Source organism: Arthrobacter sp. TJ-170, from assembly GCF_058269305.1.
In genome coordinates, this window is the sequence record NZ_JBZCNL010000001.1 from 1 (window position 1) to 21,202 (window position 21,202).

General features: G+C 60.2%; 21 protein-coding genes, 1 tRNA gene and 1 rRNA gene. 12 read left to right on the forward strand and 11 right to left on the reverse strand.

Annotation, left to right across the window (positions count from 1 at the left end):
* From rrf to AC4D1W_RS00020, 4 genes are all read left to right on the forward strand, one after another.
* A 5S ribosomal RNA gene (gene rrf, locus AC4D1W_RS00005) occupies positions 1-115 on the forward strand; the annotation flags it as partial.
* 82 nt (positions 116-197) lie between these two features.
* Positions 198-680: an SRPBCC family protein gene (locus tag AC4D1W_RS00010; RefSeq protein ID WP_490897327.1), complete on the forward strand. Its 483-nt coding sequence runs from the start codon at positions 198-200 to the stop codon at positions 678-680.
* Positions 677-2,068, forward strand: a complete 1,392-nt coding sequence (locus AC4D1W_RS00015; protein WP_490897328.1) for an FAD-binding oxidoreductase — start codon at positions 677-679, stop codon at positions 2,066-2,068. Before AC4D1W_RS00010 ends, AC4D1W_RS00015 begins: the two co-directional genes overlap by 4 nt.
* A gap of 120 nt (positions 2,069-2,188) precedes the next feature.
* Positions 2,189-2,731, forward strand: coding sequence for a hypothetical protein (locus AC4D1W_RS00020; RefSeq protein WP_490892084.1), 543 nt, complete (start codon positions 2,189-2,191; stop codon positions 2,729-2,731).
* A gap of 109 nt (positions 2,732-2,840) precedes the next feature.
* Here AC4D1W_RS00020 and AC4D1W_RS00025 read toward each other — a convergent pair whose 3' ends face one another.
* From AC4D1W_RS00025 to otsA, 4 genes are all read right to left on the reverse strand, one after another.
* Positions 2,841-4,199: a DUF4032 domain-containing protein gene (locus tag AC4D1W_RS00025; RefSeq protein WP_490897329.1), complete on the reverse strand. Its 1,359-nt coding sequence runs from the start codon at positions 4,197-4,199 to the stop codon at positions 2,841-2,843.
* Positions 4,200-4,308: 109 nt separating this feature from the next.
* Positions 4,309-5,397: an ABC transporter ATP-binding protein gene (locus tag AC4D1W_RS00030; protein ID WP_490897330.1), complete on the reverse strand. Its 1,089-nt coding sequence runs from the start codon at positions 5,395-5,397 to the stop codon at positions 4,309-4,311.
* A 139-nt stretch (positions 5,398-5,536) separates the two neighbouring features.
* Positions 5,537-6,322, reverse strand: a complete 786-nt coding sequence (otsB, locus tag AC4D1W_RS00035) for a trehalose-phosphatase (protein ID WP_490897331.1) — start codon at positions 6,320-6,322, stop codon at positions 5,537-5,539.
* Positions 6,315-7,760, reverse strand: coding sequence for an alpha,alpha-trehalose-phosphate synthase (UDP-forming) (gene otsA, locus AC4D1W_RS00040; RefSeq protein ID WP_490897332.1), 1,446 nt, complete (start codon positions 7,758-7,760; stop codon positions 6,315-6,317). Before otsA ends, otsB begins: the two co-directional genes overlap by 8 nt.
* 133 nt (positions 7,761-7,893) lie before the next feature.
* Between otsA and AC4D1W_RS00045 the strand changes: the two genes are divergently transcribed.
* From AC4D1W_RS00045 to AC4D1W_RS00075, 7 genes are all read left to right on the forward strand, one after another.
* Positions 7,894-8,733 carry a DsbA family protein gene (locus tag AC4D1W_RS00045; protein ID WP_490897333.1) on the forward strand — a complete coding sequence of 280 codons (840 nt, stop codon included), beginning with the start codon at positions 7,894-7,896 and terminating at the stop codon, positions 8,731-8,733.
* 105 nt (positions 8,734-8,838) lie between these two features.
* Positions 8,839-8,915: transfer RNA gene (locus AC4D1W_RS00050), tRNA-Thr, on the forward strand.
* Positions 8,916-9,053: 138 nt separating this feature from the next.
* Positions 9,054-9,920: a hypothetical protein gene (locus AC4D1W_RS00055; RefSeq protein WP_490897334.1), complete on the forward strand. Its 867-nt coding sequence runs from the start codon at positions 9,054-9,056 to the stop codon at positions 9,918-9,920.
* Positions 9,917-10,786, forward strand: a complete 870-nt coding sequence (locus tag AC4D1W_RS00060; protein WP_490897335.1) for a hypothetical protein — start codon at positions 9,917-9,919, stop codon at positions 10,784-10,786. The genes AC4D1W_RS00055 and AC4D1W_RS00060 overlap by 4 nt, the downstream gene beginning before the upstream one ends.
* Complete coding sequence (locus tag AC4D1W_RS00065; RefSeq protein ID WP_490897336.1) at positions 10,773-11,363, forward strand: hypothetical protein; 591 nt, start codon at positions 10,773-10,775, stop codon at positions 11,361-11,363. Before AC4D1W_RS00060 ends, AC4D1W_RS00065 begins: the two co-directional genes overlap by 14 nt.
* Before the next feature lie 70 nt (positions 11,364-11,433).
* Positions 11,434-12,360 carry a hypothetical protein gene (locus AC4D1W_RS00070; protein ID WP_490897337.1) on the forward strand — a complete coding sequence of 309 codons (927 nt, stop codon included), beginning with the start codon at positions 11,434-11,436 and terminating at the stop codon, positions 12,358-12,360.
* Complete coding sequence (locus AC4D1W_RS00075; protein WP_490897338.1) at positions 12,357-12,932, forward strand: GIY-YIG nuclease family protein; 576 nt, start codon at positions 12,357-12,359, stop codon at positions 12,930-12,932. Before AC4D1W_RS00070 ends, AC4D1W_RS00075 begins: the two co-directional genes overlap by 4 nt.
* Here AC4D1W_RS00075 and AC4D1W_RS00080 read toward each other — a convergent pair.
* The 7 genes from AC4D1W_RS00080 to AC4D1W_RS00110 all read right to left on the reverse strand — a co-directional run bounded on the left by AC4D1W_RS00080 (position 12,870) and on the right by AC4D1W_RS00110 (position 19,204).
* A complete protein-coding gene (locus AC4D1W_RS00080) occupies positions 12,870-14,039 on the reverse strand; it encodes a tyrosine-type recombinase/integrase (RefSeq protein WP_490897339.1) in 1,170 nt (389 codons plus the stop codon). The genes AC4D1W_RS00075 and AC4D1W_RS00080 overlap by 63 nt on opposite strands.
* Before the next feature lie 10 nt (positions 14,040-14,049).
* Entirely contained in the window at positions 14,050-14,748 is a 699-nt protein-coding gene (locus AC4D1W_RS00085) for a recombinase family protein (protein ID WP_490897340.1), read from the reverse strand.
* Positions 14,749-14,938: 190 nt separating this feature from the next.
* A complete protein-coding gene (locus AC4D1W_RS00090) occupies positions 14,939-15,208 on the reverse strand; it encodes a hypothetical protein (RefSeq protein ID WP_490897341.1) in 270 nt (89 codons plus the stop codon).
* 74 nt (positions 15,209-15,282) lie between these two features.
* The gene (locus tag AC4D1W_RS00095) at positions 15,283-15,603 is read right to left on the reverse strand and encodes a hypothetical protein (protein WP_490897342.1); all 321 of its coding nucleotides are present in this window, start codon (positions 15,601-15,603) and stop codon (positions 15,283-15,285) included.
* 442 nt (positions 15,604-16,045) lie between these two features.
* The gene (locus AC4D1W_RS00100; RefSeq protein ID WP_490897343.1) at positions 16,046-18,178 is read right to left on the reverse strand and encodes an AAA family ATPase; all 2,133 of its coding nucleotides are present in this window, start codon (positions 18,176-18,178) and stop codon (positions 16,046-16,048) included.
* Positions 18,175-18,471: a hypothetical protein gene (locus AC4D1W_RS00105; protein WP_490897344.1), complete on the reverse strand. Its 297-nt coding sequence runs from the start codon at positions 18,469-18,471 to the stop codon at positions 18,175-18,177. Before AC4D1W_RS00105 ends, AC4D1W_RS00100 begins: the two co-directional genes overlap by 4 nt.
* Positions 18,472-18,736: 265 nt before the next feature.
* Entirely contained in the window at positions 18,737-19,204 is a 468-nt protein-coding gene (locus tag AC4D1W_RS00110) for a hypothetical protein (protein ID WP_490897345.1), read from the reverse strand.
* Positions 19,205-20,371: 1,167 nt separating this feature from the next.
* On the opposite strand from AC4D1W_RS00110, the gene AC4D1W_RS00115 reads away from it, so the two are divergent.
* Positions 20,372-21,091: a hypothetical protein gene (locus AC4D1W_RS00115; protein ID WP_490897346.1), complete on the forward strand. Its 720-nt coding sequence runs from the start codon at positions 20,372-20,374 to the stop codon at positions 21,089-21,091.
* Positions 21,092-21,202: the final 111 nt, after the last annotated feature.

The window sequence follows — 21,202 nt, forward strand, 5'->3', positions numbered from 1 at the left end:
CGGCGGTCATAGCGTGGGGGAAACGCCCGGTCCCATTCCGAACCCGGAAGCTAAGACCCACAGCGCCGATGGTACTGCACCCGAGAGAGTGTGGGAGAGTAGGACACCGCCGGACAACACTCAAGGCAAGGGCCTCACCAGGATGGTGAGGCCCTTCCCGTTTAACCACACCCCACCAACCACACTAAAGTCGCACTATGGACAGCCTCTTTTCCCATGGCGACGCCGGCCCGGCCGACGCTGCTTCCGGTACCCCTCCTGGGTCACTCAAAGCCGAGGTGACTGTTCCCCAGACTGCGGACGATTCCTTCGCCGGTTTCACTGATGGGATCCACCTATGGTGGCCTGCAGACCAGACCCGCTTCGGAGAGGGAACCCACCCGGAGTTCACTGACGGCGAGCTCGTCGAGGAGGACGCTTCCGGAAACTCTTCTTTGTGGGCAACCCTCCTTGGAACGCCGTCGGTGGCAGATCTACAGCTTGCGTGGCACCATCAGGGCAATCCCAATCTCTCGAGCCATGTCGCAGTGTCGTTCACTTCCGACGGCGCGGGTACGCGCGTCAGCGTCGTCCATGATGGCTGGGCCACCGGGGAGCTCGGTCATGAACAGTTCGCTGCCGCTCCCAAATGGTCGGCCGTGCTGGCGTCCTACAGACGCTTCATGGGAGGCTCGGCATGACAGCAGACGCCGATCGTCCCAAGGCTCCTACCCTGGTCACAGAACTTGTCGCCAAGATGGAACGGTCCCGGGTGCTGACCGACGGCGACGCTCTCAGAAGCTACTCGCGCGACCAGGGCCCCGTAGCGGAGCCCGCCGAGCCGGCCGTCGTCGTGCTGGCGGAGAGCACCGCGGAGGTGCAGCACGTTATGCGGTGTGCACAGCGATGGGGTGTTCCTGTCGTCGCGAGGGGGACAGGCACCAGCCTTTCGGGCGGTGCGCATGCCGTGCCGGGGTGCATCGTGCTCAGCCTCGAACGAATGAACCGCATTCTTGAGGTACGCCCGCAGGACGAGCTCGCCGTCGTCGAGCCTGGAGTAATTAATGCTGACCTCAATATCGCCGTCGCGCCACACGGCCTGATGTACGCACCTGATCCAGCGAGCCATACGATCTCCACGTTGGGCGGCAACGTCGCAACGAATGCAGGCGGCCTGCGCTGCGCGAAGTACGGGGTGACCCGCGATTCCGTACTGGCCCTCGACGTCGTGCTGGCCGACGGCACGCTCATTCACACCGGACACGCGACCTTCAAAGGGGTAGCCGGATACGACCTGACCGCCCTCTTCGTGGGGTCCGAGGGGACGCTGGGCATCGTCGTCGGAATCACGGTGCGCCTGAAGTACCTCCCTGTCGAAACGCGTACCCTCGCTGCCTTCTTCCCAGACCTCCCGGCAGCAGCCGCCGGCGTCCTGGCCATCGGCGCGGCGCGCGTTCAGCCGGCCATCCTGGAACTCCTCGACGGCAACACACTGCGCATCCTTGATACAGCATTCAATTCGAACCTCGCTGCCAGAGGTGGTGCTCTCCTGCTCGTTCAGACCGACGGTTTCGGTGCGGAGGCGGAAGCCGTCGTCGTGCGCAAGGTGCTTGCCCAGGCGGGTGCCACGGTGGAGGCGGAAGACGATACGGAAGCGGGGATGCTCCTCGACCTGCGCCGTAATGCCAGGGGTGACGGCGTCGACGACGACTTCCGGGTCGGTGAGGACGTGGCTGTCCCGCGCTCCCAGCTCGTCCACTACGCTGCCGAACTCGAGCGGATCGCGCGCGAGCACCGTGTGCGTCTCCGCCTCGTTGCCCACGCCGGAGACGGAAACCTTCACCCCACATTCTGGGTCTCTCGAGAGGAGGGCGAGTCAGGGGTCGAGAGACTTCACCGGGCACTGGACGAATCGGTGCGGGTTGCTCTGGCGCTCGGTGGAACCATCACCGGGGAACACGGAGTCGGGCAGTACAAACTGCGGTGGCTCCCCTGGGAGCAGGGCCCGGAGGTTCTGGACCTGCAACGGCGGATCAGAGAGGTGTTCGACCCCGCCGGAATCCTCAACCCGGGCAAGGCGATACCCTGACAGGCAACCATGGGCGACGGTGGCTCCTACCTACTACGGTTGTGTCCTGCGGATAGACTGAAATCAGCCAGCGCCGCGGCAGGGGCCAGTGGCGTCACACCTGAGAAATGGGGAAATACCGTGTCAGACAACACCACCGGTCAGCCGGGCCAGAACGGCGGCCAGGACGACTCCTCCCGCTACCCGGCCGGACAGCAGTGGCAGCAGCCGACGTCGTCGAACGAGCCCCAGGGCCAGCAGCCCCCCGGCTACGGGCAGCCCTACGGCCAGCAGTCTCCCTCTGGTTACGGGCAGGCGCAGGGTTCGCCCTACGCGACGCCGGGCGGATACGGCGGCGGTTACGGCCAGCCGGCAGAGAACCCCGGGAAGACCCTCGGCATCGTTGGGCTGATCTGCGCCATCATCTGGCCCATCTCCATTGTCGGCCTGATCATTTCCATCATCGCAATGGTGAAGTCGCGGAAGGCCGGGATGGGCAACGGTTTCGCCCTCGCCGGCATCATCATCGGCGCGATCGGAGTCATCACAGGCATCATCGCCATCATTGGCCTGATCGCGCTCATTCCTTTCTCGCAGGAAGTAATCGAGTTCTGCCAATCCGCGGGTCCCGGTGTTCACGAGTTCCAAGGTCAGCAGATTGACTGCAGCCAGCTGAACCCGTAGCGAGCACGGACCAAGTCAGCGATACTTCAAAGAAAAAGCGTTCGCGGATCGGGGCACAAGCCCTGAACCGCGGACGCTTTTCTCTTGTGTTGTTAGAGCGAGAGCCGGTCTAACTTCCTTCCTGCGCCCCGCCGCTGATGATGTTCAGCGTATTGGTGTCGGCGGTCAGCATAATCGCGGCTTCGTCGCGACGGTGCCGCAGGACGGAGTCAAGATAGGACTGCACGGCTTCGGCGAGCGGAACGTTGCGGTCCTGCTTCTCGGACATGTACCAGCGGTGCTCCAGCACCTCGTGAACCACCTCCGCAGGCTCAAGCTTCCCGCCCAGCTCTCGGGGGACCGCGCGGACGATCGGTTCGAAGACGTGGGAGAACCACTGGTGCGCGCTGATCTCCTCGTCCAGGTCGGGGGAGTTGTCTGCCCGGTACGCGTCCATGTCGTTGAGCAGGCGCCGCGCCTGGTTTTCCTGCGCGTCGATGCCGGTGAGGCGGATGAGGCGGCGGCTGTGGTGCCCGGCGTCGACCACTTTCGGCTGCAGCTGGATCTGGGAAGTCTCGGAGACGGTCTTGATCGCGTACTCCTCGACGTCGAATCCGAGCTCGTTCAGGCGACGGATTCTGGCATTGACGCGCCAGCGTTCGCCCAGCTCGAAGGACTCCTGCTCCGTAAGCTCGGTCCACAGGCGGCGGTAGCTGTCCATGATGAGCTCACTGGTAGCCAGCGGATCCACCTTCTCCTCGATGAGCCCGCCCTCGGCGAGGTCCATCAGCTCACCGGCGATGTTGACGCGTGCAATCTCAAGGTCGTATTCACGCTGGCCCGTGGACAGCTCGGGGTACAACTCGCCGGTCTCGGCGTCCACAAGGTAGGCGGCGAAAGCCCCGGCGTCGCGCCTGAAGAGGGTGTTGGACAGCGACACGTCGCCCCAGTAGAAACCGATCAGGTGAAGACGGACAAGGAGCAGCGCCTGGGCGTCGATCAGTCGCGTCAGGGTGTCCTTCCGCAGCATCTGGGAGAACAGTGCGCGATACGGCATAGAGAACTTCAAGTGGCGCGTTACCAGGACTGGATTCAGTTCCTCGCCATCGAGCGTCTTCCGGCCGGAGATGACGGCCACCGGCTCCACGCACGGTACATCCAGGCGCTGTAGCTTGCGGAGCATGTGGTACTCGTGCCGGGCGATGTGCTCACTGGTCTCCTTCACGGCGATCACGGATCCACCCAGATGTGCGAAACGCACGATGTGCCGGGAGATGCCTCGAGGAAGCGCGGCGAGGTACTCAGAGGGCCATTCTTCAAGCGCGAGGTGCCACGGCAGGTCGAGCAACTCGGGGTCGGTCGCCGCTGCGGTGATGTTGAGCGATCCCAGCGAGCCTTCGTCGAGTGCGCTGCGGGTCCGGGGCAACTTGCCGGCCTGATCGTAGTCCGTTGGCTCGTGATGCCAATTGGCCTGGTTCGAATCAGTCATGGTGATTTTATCTGTCCTAAAAACGACGGTGGCCCCTTTCGGTTGAGTTTACCGTCAACCGAAAGGGGCCATCGCGGGATGTTTACCGAACCGCTAAGAGGGCGGGATGTTACACGTGGTCAGCCAGGCGGAGCCCGTCCTTGGTGTCGAACAGGTGCGTGTGACCCTTCACCGGCCGCACGTACACGGTGTCGCCCTTCCTCGGAGGGCGGCGTCCGTCGACGCGTGCCACGATGTCGTGATCCTGGCCGTTGAGCGAGGTGTGTCCGTAAAGGTATGCGTCAGCGCCGAGTTCCTCGACGACGTCAACCTCAACCCGCAAGCCTTCACCGGCGCCGACGAGGCCCAGGTCTTCGGGACGGACACCCAGAGTCACGGTGCTGCCGTGTGCGTTGCCCAGGACATCGCGGGGAATCGGGTAGGTGGTGTCACCGAACTGTACGCCGGCCTCCGTGGTGGGCAGCTCGAGCAGGTTCATGGCCGGGGAGCCGATGAAGCCGGCAACGAAGACATTCTTCGGGCGCTCGTACAGGTTGCGCGGGGTGTCGACCTGCTGGAGGATGCCGTCCTTCAGGACTGCGACACGGTCACCCATGGTCATGGCCTCAACCTGATCGTGGGTGACGTACACGGTGGTGACACCGAGGCGGCGGGTCAGCGAAGCGATCTGCGTACGGGTCTGAACGCGGAGCTTGGCGTCGAGGTTCGACAGCGGCTCATCCATGAGGAAGACCTGCGGGTTACGCACGATTGCGCGGCCCATTGCAACACGCTGGCGCTGACCGCCGGAGAGAGCCTTTGGCTTGCGGTCGAGGTAGTCCTCGAGGTCGAGAAGCTTCGCGGCTTCGCGGACCCGCTGGGCACGCTCTTCCTTGGAGATGCCTGCGATCTTCAGTGCGAAGCCCATGTTGTCGGCAACGGACATGTGAGGGTACAGCGCGTAGTTCTGGAACACCATCGCGATGTCGCGGTCTTTCGGGGGAACGTCGGTGACGTCGCGGTCACCGATGAGGATGCGGCCGGAGTTGACGTCTTCCAGGCCGGCCAGCATGCGGAGTGAGGTGGACTTTCCGCAACCGGAGGGTCCGACGAGAACGAGGAATTCGCCGTCTGCGATCTCGATGTTGAGCTTGTCTACAGCGGGCTTTTCGGTGCCCGGGTACAGGCGCGTAGCCTGGTCAAACGTTACCGTTGCCATTTTTTTCTTATCCTTTTCACGGGCAGGTACGTGCCCGACGATCCGTAGTGAATGGAAATATTCAATTGGAGCGATTCAGTTCGCAGGCCGAGTTCGACCTACCGTGAACTGGGTCACAAGAAGAGAGTATGGCACGAAGTCAGGCAAAGGCGCCAGCACCGCGTAACGTGACCAACTCCTGCAGCACCTCAACGAGCTGTTCCGGAGAGGTGATCCGGTAGGGCGCAGCCGTCTGCCCGTCGCCGACCTTGATACCGACATCCGGTGCGGTGAGGATGTTGAAGGCATGCTCGTCGGTGACATCATCACCGGCAAAAACGACGGCGGTGGCGCCCGTCAACTCGCGCAGTGACCGCAAGCCTTTGCCCTTGTCAGCCTGCACAACGGACAGCTCAAGGACATTCTTGCCGTGGCTCAGGTGGACACCTTCCAACGAGGACAGTTCGGTGCGCGCAACCGAAGCAGCTGACTCGGCCGTCTCGGCATCAGCGGTCCTGGTATGGAGAACGACGCCGGCCGGTTTCAGTTCCAGCAGCGTGCCGGGGTGGGCATCGACAACCTTCCGAATGGCATCGGTGGCATTTCGGAGTATCTCGGCTTGTGAAGGAGTCAGCTCGAGTGGCGCACCGTCGGGGCCGGTCCAGGTTTCGGCGCCGTGGCTGCCGATGAGCAGGGTTTCCGGTTCGGGGGAGGCAACCAGGCGCAGGCTGTCCAGCGCGCGCCCGGAGATGAGCGCCGTCGTCGTGCGTGGAAGTTGCGCCAGTTCACGCAGAGCTGCCGCAGATCCGGGCAGTGCGCGGGCATCCTCCGCACGGTCAACCAACGGCGACATGGTGCCGTCGAAGTCGAGGGCGATCAGCAGCGTGTCCGTGGCGGCCGCCGTCGCCAGCGCGGAAAGCAGTTCTGGGCTCAGCGATTCAGACAAGGAGTTCCTCCCGGGTGCCGTTCTGCAGTTCGGAGAGGAACGCCTTTGACCAGCGTTCGACGTCGTTCTGCAGCACTTGGCGCCGCATGGTCCGCATGCGGCGGCTTGCCTCGGACGGGGTCATCTCGAGCGCGGCGAGAATGGCACTCTTGAGCCCGTCGATATCGTGTGGGTTGACCAGAATGGCCTGACGCAGCGTGTCTGCCGCCCCGGCGAACTCGCTGAGCACCAGCGCGCCGCGGTTGCCCGTCCGCGCCGCGACGTACTCTTTCGCGACCAGGTTCATGCCGTCGCGCAGCGCGGTCACAAGCATGACGTCGGCAGCCAGGTACAGCGCGACCATCTCCTCCACGGGGTAGCTGTGGTGGAGGTAGCGGATGGCTGTGTTGGCGATGGTGTCGTAGGTGCCGTTGATGCGTCCGACGGCGCCTTCCACCTCTTCGCGGAGCAGCCGATACTGTTCCACCCGTTCCCGGCTGGGGCTTGCCACCTGAATGAGCGCAGCGTCCTCGACCTGGACCATGCCGTCGGCGAGGAGTTCCTCGTATGCTTTCAGGCGGTGACCGATGCCCTTGGTGTAGTCGAGGCGGTCAACGCCGAGCAGGATGTGCTTGGGATTCCCGAGTTCACGGCGGATTTCCTGGGAGCGTTCGATGATGTCCGGGCGGTTCGCCAGGTCGACGATGCGCTGCACGTCGATGGAGATCGGGAAGGCCTCGGCCCGCGATACGTAGTCAGGTGCACCGTCCGCGCCCTTCACCTGCACCTGCTGCTGACGGACCGCGAGCCCAAGGAAGCGGCGCACGCAGCGCAGGAAGTTGCTGGCATCGCTCGGCCGTTGGAAGCCGATCAGGTCGGCGCCGAGCAGGCCTTCGATGACCTGGCGGCGCCACGGGAGTTGCGCATAGATCTCCAGCGGAGGGAAAGGAATGTGGTTGAAGAAACCGATCTTCAGATCCGGTCGGGCTTCGCGGAGGAGCTTGGGAACGAGCTGGAGTTGGTAATCCTGCACCCACACGGTGGCGCCTTCGGCTGCTACGGCTGCGGTCGCCGCTGCAAAGCGCTCGTTGACCTTCCGGTATGAATCCCACCAGTGGCGGTGGAACTCGGGCGGGGCTATGACGTCGTGGTACAGCGGCCAGAGCGTGGCGTTCGAAAAGCCTTCATAGTAGAACTCGACTTCATCTTCGCTCAGGGGGACGGGAACGAGCCGGATGTCAGTGTGGTCGAAGGCTTCGAGGGTCTCGTCAGCAGCACCATGCCACCCCACCCACGCGCCGTCGGCCTTCTCCATGACGGGAGCCAGCGCGGTGACCAGCCCGCCGGGTGACCGCCGCCAGGTGCCGTTGCCGTCGTCGTCGGTCACGCGATCAACCGGAAGCCGGTTGGACACGACAATGAACTCGAACTCACCGTACGTTGTGTCACCTGATTGCATACTGTCTCCCTGACGATGGTAGGCCTACTTATGACTTTAGCTGGTTGGGCGGCGCGGCCGCGCGGCGGGGAAGCGCTCAGCTACGTCGCCTAAAGTGGGTTGAAGACGGAACCGATGTGAACAACGAGGACTGATGACGCCCAGTAATCCCAGACCCAGCAAGGCCCAGCGGAAGTCGGAGGCGCGGCAGGAGATGGAGGCGCGGCAGCAGCGGGCATCCTTCCTCATCAAGTGGGGAGTTGTGGCGGCGGTCGTTGCCATTCTCGTGATCGTCGGTCTCATCGTCGCCGGGAACATGCGCAACGAGGTCCCCGATGCAGGTCCGGCCCCTGAACATGGCAACGAGTACGGCGGGATCGCACTGACGTCCACGACCGAGCTTGCGCCCACCACCGTGGACACCGTCGACGTCGCCACACTGCCGGAGGAAGCGCCCAGCCCAGCGGGGCCGCCGCCCGGTGTGGCTGCGACCAGTGCTGACGAGCCGGTGCAGGTTGTGGCCTACATCGACGTGAACTGCGTGCACTGTGCCAACTTCGAGCGCACTCACGCGGAGCAGATACAAACCTGGCTCGATGAGGGCGCCATCACTTTCGAGTACCGGAACGTTGCGTACCTCGACCCCAACTCGCAGACGGACTATTCCTCCAGGGGTGCTGCCGCCCTGGCTTGCGTTGCGGATAGCTCGCCGCTGGCCTACTGGGATTTCTCAACGGCACTGTTCGGCAATTTCGAGAACGGCGAACTGTCCGATGCGGAACTCGCGGAGATGGCCACAACTGCCGGCGCCGGGGACATCACGGCCTGCCTCGATGACAATACTTTCCGACCGTGGGTGAAGTTCGGAACCCAGGCAGCCGAAACCTACGGGGTCAGCGGCACTCCCACTGTGTTCGTCGACGGTGAGGAGGTACCGGACGCGGTGAGCGACTTTGCAACGGTCACCCGGGAGAAGGTCGAAGCCAGGAACTGAGAATTTCCAAGCCCACTGATTTCCCGCCGACCGCGGCGCTGGGCTAATCTTGTGTAGCGCCGTTGAAAGTTCACTTACGACGACGGCGACTGGCTCAGCCAGTCCGCCTCCTTAGCTCAGTTGGCCAGAGCACCTGTCTTGTAAACAGGGGGTCGCCGGTTCGAATCCGGCAGGGGGCTCCATTAGAACCGCCCGAGCACTGGGAAGTAGCCCAGGCACTGGGCGGTTCTCGTTTGTCCGCGGTGTAGCATCCCCTCCAAAACCCCTCCCGCGCGAACTCTTTGACTGAAAGGGTCAGTCGCGCCTGCCATGATGTGAATATGACTTTCGTTCCGTTCGACGCGACTGAGGAAGAGATTGCGGCGCGTAGCATCATTCGCGAGGGAATTCCTCCGGAAATGGACGCGCCGCTTAGGGCATGGTTGAGACGACAACTGAAATGGCCGTCGATGGTGGTCACGAATGTGGACTATGTCAACCTCGACTTGGTTCACGAGATTCAAACAGCGCTTCGCCGCGACTTTCGTGCGCCCGCAACCGGATATGTCGAGCTCGATAGGTTTGTGCACCGCCTCTTCGCAGAGGGAGAGGCTGTCGTTTTTCGAGTCACGGACTTTTTGCTGAGTCGCATGGCGTTGGACTCTGCGGAAGCGGGCAAACTACAGCGAACTTTGGATAGATCACTCTCGAAGTATCAAGTCTCTCTGTCGACTATGACACCGCGGATTGCAATCCGGTTGCCAGAAGGAATTGAGCGAGTAGCGCAGGACGTCATCGACAGCGCTAACGATGCAGGACCACTGTTGGCAAAGGCATGGGGATACGCTTTCGGTGTTGACCCCAAGCCGGCTGAAGCTATGGATTTCGCAGTGAAGGCGGTGGAGAGGGCAGCGACACCGATAATCTGCCCCAATCATCCTCGACCTTCACTCGGGAATGCCGTCGCATACCTTCGCGATCAGGGAGACTGGTTTCATGGCCTGCGTGTAGACGGTGAGAAGGCCCCAGCGAACGAAACAATCTACAACATGATGCAGACCTTATGGGCTGGACAACATTATCGACACGTAGATCAAAACGCAGTTTCTCCAACCGTCCAACAAGGTCAGACCCACGTCATGCTCGCAGCGACCTTAGTCGGATGGTTTGCAGTGGGGGCAGTCGTCCGGCGACAACCCGAAATGTGACCGTACCGATACATTTCGAGGACATTCCCCTTCAGGCCGTCGGCGATAATGAACGGGATTCAATCAAAAAGCAAGCACTGGGGGCAAACATGATTCCAATAGCCACTCGTATTGAGGACATAGAGGCAGTCTTGTCCTTCATGAGCCGGCAAATCGGTTGGGTTGCGGTGGAGAAAGCTAAGAAATCACTCGACTCTAAGCTTCTAGATGACCGCAAGGTCGGAGCCATGGTCTATCTCAGGCTGCTCGACCGAGATGGCACAAATTTGAAGGCCACTGAGAATGGAATGCGTTTCCAGAACGGAGACCGCCTTGTCACACTTCGGGAAGGGATCCTTCATAGCGAACTATATCGATCAACCGTTGAGTGGCTTCATTTCGGTTCAAGATCAGCAGTGACAGCAGTTGAGGTGGGTCAGTATTGGCAGGCTCATCACAAAGATACAGTCGGCGAAGTCAACGGTGCTCGACTTAAGGACGGCGCAGTCTTCTTTTTTCGAGTTGCCGATGCTGCCAACCTCGGCGCGTTGACTATCGGACGAGGCGGCAAGGAAACAAGATTCACTACTTCTCTGGACCAGATATCTAGCTTCCTCGATATGAGGAGTGACGAAGATCCAGCTGGCGAGGTTGACGAACAAGTTGATTCGGTCGCGCCAGCCGATGAGGAGCCGAGCAACCCAGTCGTTACAAGCTCCTCGCCCAATGCAGCGCCAGCGGTCCCACCAACTGTCAGCGTGAGTGCAAGCCCGAGCGTACATGTCAACGTTGAGATCCACATCGCGGCCGACGCGACTGCCGATACTGTCAGGGAAATCTTCAGGAACATGGCACGGTACGTGCTCGACAAGCATGTCGACGACTGAGCAAGGCTTCGTCCGACGCATCAGCGCTCTCCGGTCGTTGCAGGAGGCTTATGCGATCCCGGTCAGCGACGTTTCACGACAGAACCCGGCCGAGGCCCTACACTCCCTACGCGAGACTGCGAGGAAGAGCAGACCTGAGTACCGGGACTACTTGGATGAGGCCGTGGACTGCTATGAGAACCGCTGCTATCGAGGTTCCGTACTCATGGTTTGGTCTGCCGTGATGGAGCATCTATACCAGGCCATTGAGTCACACCAGGGAGGCATCAAAGCTTTCGAGGCAGCCAACGTGGCGCGGTTCGGTACCGGGAATAACTATAAGAAGGTAAAGAAACGTGATGACCTTCTGTATATATCGGACAGCAACTTCTTCCTCATTTGTGAGGATGCTGGCGTGTTCAATAAGAATGCGCGGTTGCTTCTGACTGAGAAGTTGAACCTTCGAAATCGTTGCGGGCATCCTACAAAGTACGTTGTGGCGCGGGAAGAAACCGTTATTTTTATTGAAAGTCTGATAAACAACGTCTTGAACGAAGCAATGCTGAACTGGCGTCAGAGTGGGTTGACCACGGCCTGAGTCCCAGCATGGGGTTGGTCTAAACCAAAAGTAAGAGCGTTGCGGCTAAGTGACGGCATTGGAGGAGTACATGACGAAGTTCTGGTGGGTAAACCAGGGACGTAGCTATGCACGTGAATCCGAGCTGGGGATTGCATGGGCACCCCTACTGACAGAGACCGGCCGGAAGCAGCACCATTGGGAGCGCATGGACCTTGCGAAACCCGACGATATCGTCGTGCACTACGCAGAGGGTCAGATCCGAGCGATAAGCCGTGTGTTGGCGGGTTCCCAGCTGGCTTCCAATCCGCATTCCGGCGGCGAGTGGACCCAATCTGGTAGAGAACTGAAGCTCGCTTACGAAGTATTGGACGTCGCCTTGACTCTGGAGAGTCTTCCGAAGGAGTTCCGGCAAAGCAACTCCGGCTACGGTTCTCCCTTCGACCGATTTGGGTCAGTGAACCTCGGATACTTCTTTGATCTATCCGACGAAGTCGGTGTCTGGATCATGCGCAATGCGGGCCTCGTTGCAGACCCTGAAGATGCCCTTTACGACGAACCTCCACTCGGTGAAGCGCAGAACCTCCAGACTGTAATCCTCGTTGGGCCCGACGGCGAAATCACCGTCAAGACGCGCGCCGAACATCACCAGCTGAAGAACTTGCTATTCAAGGGGAAGAAGGAAGCCGATTGTGCAATTTGTGGGCGGCTTCTTCCCACGGTTCTACTAGTCACTTCACATATAAAGAGGCGTGCGCAATGTTCTAAGTCAGAACGTGTTGACCAGCATGTAGTGATGGCTGCATGCGCGCTGGGGTGCGACGCCTTATTCGAGAGAGGCTTCATCAGCGTGGACGCTGACGGCCGACTGTTAGCGGGTCCCAGAGAGACACCAACTCCGGCCCTACTGGAGCACGTCCGCGCGCTGGCCGGCCGTCATGTTGCTAACTTCGGATCACATAACGAGAAGTATTTCGCTTGGCATAGAGCTGAACACTCGCGAGCGTTGGCCTCATGACGATTTGGCGAGCTGTGCAGAAAGAGCTGATTGGGAGCCAGCGCCAACGCTTGAACTCTGTAACCGGGATGCATAAACCTGCTGTCTATGCGTGGTGGGATGAAGAAGGGTCTCTGCGGCCCTACTGGCCCAAGGACTTTCCATCAGTAGATTTCTCCGCGCCGCTGTACGTAGGGTCCGCGCCCAACGGGCTGGAAAAGCGCTTCTACGAAATGCATCTTTACGAGACGCGCTGGTCAGCGCCGCGTCGGTCCCTCTGTCCGCTTTTGATGAATGAATTGGATTTGCTTTCTGGTGCAGAGGTCAGCCCTAAAGCTGGCAAGTTCAGTCTCTCTGAGGAAGCTGATGGGCGCCTTACCGAATGGCTCATGAAATTCATTCGGGTTTCATATGTGGTGACAGACTCCGCGGCCGATGCTGAAGCAGTGGAGAAGGAGATCGTCGGAAGCCTGACGCCGCCTCTCAATGACACGCACGCGCACAAGGGTCCGTACTGGGAGATCATGCGGTCACAGCGCTCGTCCTTCCGTCGCAGGATTGGTGAGCAGGGTCGCGGCAATGCACCGTCGTAGGTCGGAGTAGTCCTTTTTGTACATGTGGGCGTAAGTGCCGTCTGTGACGGTTATGGAGCTATGCCCCATCAGCCGGGATAGTTCGAACATAGATACTCCGTAGCTGACCATGAGGGAAGCGAAGGAGTGCCGCAGTTCGTGGAACTTGAGCGTTGGGTGGCCAAGTTCGGAGGCTACGGGCTTGAAGTTGTACCGGTAGAAGCCCTTGGGATCGAAAGCACGGTCAAACGTCGCCAATGGGTGGCCTTTGACCTTCCCGGGCCACAACCCGGCGTCAGGATTTGTGCGGTACGGGTGGGCAGCGAGATAGTCCGTTAGATCGCGGATCAGATCGTCGTTGAGTAGAGGAACAGTGCGCCGGGACCGTTCGGACTTCGGCGGCGTGGTGATCCACCCTTCCTTGACCCAAGTCATCGTCCGTCCCACCCTCACTTCCTTGTGCAGGAGGTCTATATCGCGAATGCGTAGCGCACCCAACTCGCCGGAACGCAGCCCCGTCCATACGGCGAACCGGACGATCAGCCCGTAAGGGTCGAAGGCATCCAGGCGAGCCGCTATCGCGTTGGCTTCGTCCAACGTCAGAAAGTTGGCCTCGTATGCGCCGAGCTTGGGCTTGCTTAGGGCGTCCATCGGGCTGTGAGATATCAGCCGGTGCCGGAGGGCGTAGGTGAATACTTTTTGGAGTGCGAGGAACACGCCGCGCACCGAGCTTTCGGACCGCATACGGCCACCAGGCGTTGGCTTTGCCCGCAGCACCGCGATAAATTTCTCGACATCCTGACTAGTGATAGTCCCTATGCGCCGGTTACCGAAAACGGGGTGCACATGGACGGCATACGTCGTTTCGTACCCCTCCATCGTTTTCTGCTTTAGCCGTGGCCGGTCAGCCGCGAGGCATTCCTCGGTTACTTGGCGGAAGGTCTTCGAGTTTTTCACGAGCGGTGCGGTGGAAGCCCCTTGCGCAAGGTCGTTTTCGACCGTTAGGGCGAAGCGTTCGGCGTCGCGTTTGACGGTGAAGGTACGTTGCCGGTGCCTGCCGCCGTCGCGCCAGCGGACTTCGTATGCCGCTTTACCGTTGGCTCGGGTGAGTGCCTTGATATGTGCCATGAGTTCCTCCCTATACCCGCTCCGATAGCGCGAGGCCGGGGTTGGAGTATCCAACTACCGCTCGCCCGTCGGCTCCCGTATCCCGAGACGCGCCGTTGTATGCGCGGCGCACGGTGCTTTCTTGCCACGCCGCCAGGCCGGTAGGCGACAGAATCCCGTCCGTTGTGAGCGCGGTAGCTATCGCGCGGAAGGACTGCCCCTCGTCGTGCTCCAGAACAATGCGCCGCATCACGTTGGCGGGTATGGCGCTTTTGCGTCCGTTGGGGAGTCCCCGCCGTGCCCTCGCTGCCAAAGCTTCCTTAGTCCGCGTCGAGATCATGTCGCGTTCGAGCTGGGCGAAAGTGGCAAGCATGTTGGCCATAGCTTTGCCGGCAGGCGTGGACAGGTCGATGGCCAGGTCTAACAGCACGAGGTTCCAACCTTGAGCGCTCGCCGTTTCCATAATGTCGCTGGCGTGCTTGGTAGATCGGGCCAGACGGTCCATCTTGGCAACCACAAGCGCGTCCGCCTGACCGGTGCGCAGAAGTTCGAGTGCGCGTCGTAGCTCGGCATTTATGTGCTTGCCGGAACAGCCAAGGTCCATCAGGATCTCAAAGCTCCATCCCCGCCGCTGGCATTCTTCCGTGATCTTGTCTATCTGCGCCTTTACGCCGAGGCCAGACCTTTCTTGTTCCTCGGTACTAACGCGCACGTATCCAAGTACATGCATGGGCTTTCTCCTTCACCGTCAGGAGGCGGAACCGGGCGTATGCGCCTTTCGCCTCGAAGCGATATCGAACTCTCTTCTCTGAGAAATCACTACTCGGCCATTTGCTGGCTCAGAATCTTCGGCTTCACCCCGGAGTAGCGTCTTCAGGCGTTCTGTGGGCTTAGATGGGTTTACGTGGGCGCGGTGGGCATCAGGTGAACTCATCCCAGACAGGGTGACGCTGTTCTCCCGCCTGTCGCGCCAGAACGTAGGCGTCCAGCAGCAGAGCGCCAGCCACGCTGTCGCCGTACTCCACAACCGCTTCGACAAAGGTTCGAGCTAACGCGCGCTTCTCGTCCAAGGTTCCCCATCGAACTTGGTGCACCAGAGCGGCGGCACTAACGGTGTTGGGTGCGGGTCGTTCTGCTGTGTCGAGGCTCATCACCAGTGCAGTCCAGGCTTCCGAGTTATCTGCGATCACGAACACTTCTGCGAGCGTGTTGCACGTTAGCTGTCGGCGCGGTTCGGGCAGTGCACACAGACGTTGGTACGGGTTCATCGCTTCCGCTTCCCTCCACGCTTGTGCAGTTTCAAAGGCGGTTCCTCCACAGCAGGGGCTTCGAGCACAGGTAGGCCGTTGTTGTCTCCGATCTCTCCGACGTCCACGAGAAAGTCGCCGTTGGCTACCGCGTGGTCAAAGACCGTCATCTGCAAGTCCACGGCCTGCTTGCCGCTGTGACCGGCTCGGTTGAGAAGGTCTTGTGCAATCTGGGTTCGCACCTTGATGTCGTTCTTTGGGTTCTCCATGAACTGCACAAGGAGTGCTGCTGCGTCGTCGGCTGCTTCAGCTATGCGCTCTGCTGCCTTCTTCTTCACCTGTGGTGCTGAGCCTCCGTGCTTATGGCAGACAGTCCCGCCGATGATTGGCCGGTTCTTACAGCGGTCGCCCGTTTTACGATGAGCGGTGCATCTACGGTCTTGAAGGGTGTCGGTTTTCATAGGTGTGTTTCCTTCCTTGCACATGGACTTTCCTTGCGCTGTTCGGCGTGATTCTCAGGTCCGTCTAGGTCAGGTCCGTTCCCTAAGGGACCGGTCGGCGGAACGGAGTTCGCCGTTTCCGGCCGCTTTTCCATCCCGGCCTCAGCAGCCCCGTTCGATGTCCGATCGGATCGGGTCGGACATGAAATCGTTGGTATTGGTGGTGAGAACCGTGCTCGGCTCTCAGGTCCGTTCCAAGTCCGACCCGGCGCCGAACGGAGTTGCCGCACCCGCATTTCAGGTCCGACCGGCAAAGTTGCGCCTTGGCTTGCGCACGTGGTCACTTTTCGGCCTCCGGCACCAGCTGAAGCTTCGGAGGAAACACCCCGGTGCATTGCCACACATCTTGTTTCACATCCCGCTTACCTTGCGGAACGGGACGCTTCTCTGAGGCAATCTGCCCAGAGTCAACCAGCGACTTCCACGCTTCTCGGACGGCTTTCGCTCCACGTTTGGACCGCTCGCAAAGGATCGGCTCGGCAGCGCTCTTCGTCAGTGTTGAAGGCTGCTCCCTGAGCAGAGCCAGAATTTGGGATTCGATCACCGCTGACCTGCTGGTGGAACTAGCTTTCACGTTCCACTCCGACTTATTCACTGCGTAGCTCAGCGACCCAACATGTTCCCCGGTTTCTTCATCGAAGGTTCCCAGCGACCAATCCACCGTGAACTGCCGGCCGGTCCACTGCCGAGAGCCGAACTGCACTCCAATACTGAACTCGCCTTCGTCCACGCGCGGCGGTGCGGCGTGGTTCTGCAATATCCAACTGTCAGCCCACTGCGCCATACCGGATTGCGCGATTGAATCTAGATCAAGGTCGCGACCTCCAGTCTTGCGGAAGTGGTCAGCGATGATGAGCGCGCACCCCTCGGGGACCATTTGCTGTATCTTGGCCAGCATTGCACCACGGTCATACAGGTTCTGCGCTTCGACCCCCGACGGGTGGAAGGCGTACAGCGGGTCAACGATCACGAGCCCCGGTTCTTGTTCGGCTACCGCCGTCCGGAACGCGTGCAGGAAGTCGTCGCCTGTGATGTCTCCGGAATCAAACACCATCCGCAGCGGCAACGCGCCCAAGTCCACACTCATAGTCGGTGCAAGAGCTTGCAACCGTCGCCGGGTGGGTGGCTCGCCACCTTCGCCTAGGTACATCAGCACCGGGCGCGGTTCCGGCACGGTGAACCGTCCGAGAAACGGCTGCCCGCTGGCCACCGCCAACGCCAGCGACAAGCCGAGATAGGTTTTCAGCGTCTTCTTCTCACCTGCGAGCGTGCCGTAAGAGCCTTCCGGCCATACTCCTTGCACGAGCCAACGCATAGCGGGCACCGGACGTGCGAGGTCAGCAGCGGAAACCGTCTTGAAGCGCTCGCGTTGGTTTGAGCGGAGCCGGTCGAACTCAGCCGTGAGTTTTTCGGCAGTGCCGCCGTGCTTCAGGAAGAAGTCAGAAACGTCCTCCTTGCTGTCCGGCGGCAACCCGAGCCGCGTTAGATCAACAACGTATGCAGCAGCACCGGCCTCGATGAGCCGCTTCTTCAGCTTCTCTGCACCAGCGCGCCCGGCTTTGTCGCAGTCGTAGGCGATGAATACCTGACGATTCTTCAAGATGCTCAGGTCGCGTGGTGGAGACTGCGCTCCACCCGTACCGGTGACGGCGACGAACAGGTCGCCTGACTCCTGATTCGCCAGCAGGGCGTCCAGCTCGCCTTCGCAGAACAGCACAGGCAACCGGCTTTCTGTGTCGCGCAACACCGCCCACGGATAGACCAGAGGCGGTGAGCCTTGTCCCTTCCAAGAGATCATCTTGGACTGTGAGGCATGAGGCTTGTAGCGCCGGATATTGTAGAGCTTCTGTTCAATCAGCACGGGAAAGGTGATTCGCTCACCGTCACTGGCGCGGAAGCCTAGCTTGTACCTTTCGATGGTTTCAGGCGTCAGACCGCGCTCATCTGTGAGAAAGCTCCAAGCCTTAGCTGCAGATGAGTCGTCGCGGGATACTTGGTACTCGAACTGATCGTGCCATTGCCTGTAGTGATCTTCCTGCTCAACCATCCGCTCAGGCAGCGACAGCCCGTCCGGAACGCTTCGGAGGCGGTGTGAAGGTCTTTCTCGCTTGGACAGCCGCAGTTTGCGCCCTGTATTGAGGATCTCGGCATTCCCACCCGCAACGCTTTTGTCCACGCCGAGTTCGACTAGTGCAGTGACGATCTCCGATTGCTCGCACTGTCCATGACAGAACACGAGCAGCGGCTGGGTGTCACCCTCGCCGATCGAAAGGCTGGGTGTGTTGTCCGGGTGCGTCGGCACAGGGCAGCTCGCCTGCCACTGCGTCGGACCGGCTTGCGTAACGTTCTCCAACACATCGAGGACCGCAGTGATAGTGTCGTTGGGCTCGGGCCAGTCTTCTGCGACGGTCACCGTTGCCCCTCCAACTCTTTCAGACGGTCAACGAAGCGCATCTCCCGGTAGGCGTGGGGGTTCGCTTTGGTCGGCGCGGCCTGTATCCAGACTGAGACGCCGGTGCGCTCTGCCGCTTTGTCTACCTCGCGCAGAACGTCGAAACCGCGCAGTGGGTAGCGCGGCGTTGGACCGTTGAAGAACATCCGCCATAGTTCTCTCGCGATATCGCGAGACGACCGCCCGAGCAATCGACCCTCGTCGGCGTGCTCGCGGAGTCTGAGTGCCGCCCACCCGCCTACAGTCCCGCCCATACTGGCTGTGGGTTCTACTGACCTATCTATGCGGACCGTAACGGTAGCCAGCTCCGTGGCTGTTAGGCGGTGTATGGGTGATTTATGGGCCAGCGGATCACCGGTGTAATCCGCTTCGGTCCAGCGAACATATTGCGGCGGGAGTAGCGCGTATCGGCCGATCAGAGTAGAACGAGTAGCGACCTTGGTCATTTCCAGAGACTCCTTGGTTGAATGAAAGCCCACCGGTGCTTCCAATCGGTGGGCTTTCCCATTGGGTGAATTGCTATCGGCCGAACGGGGCGAGATAGGGTTTGCGTGTTGTGGGATATTTGCTTTGCAGCTCTGATAGCGCAGCGACCGGGTCCCGCAACTGGTTCACGATGCCCTCGACGCGTTGCTCCCGCTCTAGAACCCACCCCATGTGCGCTCGCACTTGTGCCTCCGCCGTGAAGAACTGTTCCTGCAACGCCTCGAAGTCAGCGGGGGAGAGGTCGCTTCTCATGCGCTTCCGCAAGGTCTGCAGTTCTGCGGTCAGGTCGGATACCTGCGCGAGCCGCTCAGCTAGTTGCTGGGTGAAGGCCTCCGCGTTGCGAGCGTTGCGGTCTGAGTATTTCTGCACGCTCTCACGCAACTCCCGGTCCGCCGCCTTACGCGCTTTCTTGCCGTCCGGAGTCAACATGTAGGTTGCGAGTTCCTGGTCCGAATCAACAGCGTTCAGGTACTCAAGTGCGGTCATGCTTCGTGCGATCACGGCTGGTTTCCTTTCAACTTGCGGTTGCGATGCTGTGACCGGAGCTGGTCGAGTACGTGCCGGGTTTCTTGCTGCTTGACTGCACGCTCAGCGAAAGCAACGGATGCGCCGTCCAACGCTTCCGAGAGGTTCGTGAGGTCGGAGAGAGGGTCGAGTTGCCTCAGCCGTGCGAGAGCAGTAACAGCGGGTGGAGTTGGCCCAACATTGCCGTTGTCCAATGGACGATAAACCGGTTCTGACATGTCATTTCTCTTTCTTCTTGTTGTTTCGGGTTGGTGGCAGGTCTGTAATCTCGGGGTAGCCCGAGGTGCGTAGGAGGGAGACAACTGCGGTGCGAACGAGACTGCGCTTCGACACTTGTGTCTCCTGACTGAGGGCGGACAAGGCGGAGTCCATCTCTAAAGTGATGGGGAGTTTCAACCACACATGGTTTCCCAGCATTGGAGTGCCGACGGGGGATGGTTCGTACATGAGAAGACCTTCCTAAACGGGATAGCTAACCGTCCGTTTCGAGGGGAGAATTAGTCATGAAGGATCAGAGAAGAGAGAATTTGAGAAGCCGGATCGAAGATCGGGATCATCCGCCTGCACCGCGTTACGCGGACCGGGTTCAATGGCAAGAGCCCAAGCCGAAAGACCGCGAGGACTACTCGGAATACAGCGGTGATAGGGCTAGGAAGTAGCGCGCACTTCCGCCCGGGCAAGGAACTCGTCTAGATCGCTCTGACGGAACCTGACGTATTGGCCCAGCTTGACGTGGGTCACAAGCCCTGCTCTGGTAGCGTCCTGCAACTGACGCACCGTCATGTGGCAGTACTGCGCGCCGGTGGGATATGTGAACACAGGCGGGTTCGGATTACGCGGTAGTTGTGCGGCCATGGTTAGCTCCAAGAATTCAAGGGAGCTGCAACAGGGCATAAAAAATCCCGGCTCAGCTCCGACGTTGATTGTCGGTGCTACCGGGTTAGGTAGGCTTGCTTGTCTGCTCGGCCCGGCAGTCTAGGCTGCCGCGTTCAGGTGAACCCCAATTGACTATGTTCTCGTTTAGTATCGTCATCCGTTCATGTTCGGACGAGGGGAACGTTACTCTAGAAACCCTTGCTGCGCTACTCGTCAGAGACCGTCGCTGGGAACGGGAATGTCGGTGTCCTCCTCTAGCATCAGGGTGTGGACACCTTCTATCAATGGCTGGACAGCCAGCTTGGCAACCTCTTAGGTCTGGCGGGCTTAGTCACGGGATTTATCTTCTTCTGGCTGTCCAGGAAACCAAAGAGACTGGGCTGGGAAGTCATCAGCTCCACGGCGTTGGTCAGCTTCAAGGGTCGTTCGTTGCCGCTGAAAGTGGTTTACGACGGACAAGACGTCTTCAGTCCCAACATCGTGGTCTTGAGAATAGGCAATGCCGGGAAGGCCGAAATCCGGTCCGAAGATTTCGACGGTCCCATCCGCATTCTGTTCAATAGAGGGCAACTTCTGGCTGCTTCCGTAAGCGCGACCTCGGCTGACGGCATCTCTTGGACATTAGATTCATCGCGCGAAAATGAAGTTCACATCGAGCCAAAGATGCTGAACCCCAAGGAATGGGTTGACATTCATTTCGTGACAGACGGGCCGTTGGAGAAGCCGCAGATAGTCGCGCGAGTGGCGGGACAATCGAGTGACGCACATGATGTGGAGCGGGCCAGGAACAAGGTTTGGTTGTACACCTTTTCGTTCGCGGTCTTCCTCATGCTTGGAGCACCCCTCATTCTGCAATTATTTGGGAACCCACTCGGTGACGCCGCCCTTTTCTTCACCCTAGCGGGGCTTGTACTATTCCTCATCGCCAGCATCGGAGCGTCGAAGCGCGGAGTTTGGCAGAAAAAAGAGAAGGCGAATGCGAACTAGGCAGCTCTCGCCAGACCCGACAACCCCTCCATATCCCCTCCAACCCCGCGGTGCGAAGCAGAACTGACGGACACGAAAGGCTACGAACGTAGACCTCGAATGTGCCGAAAA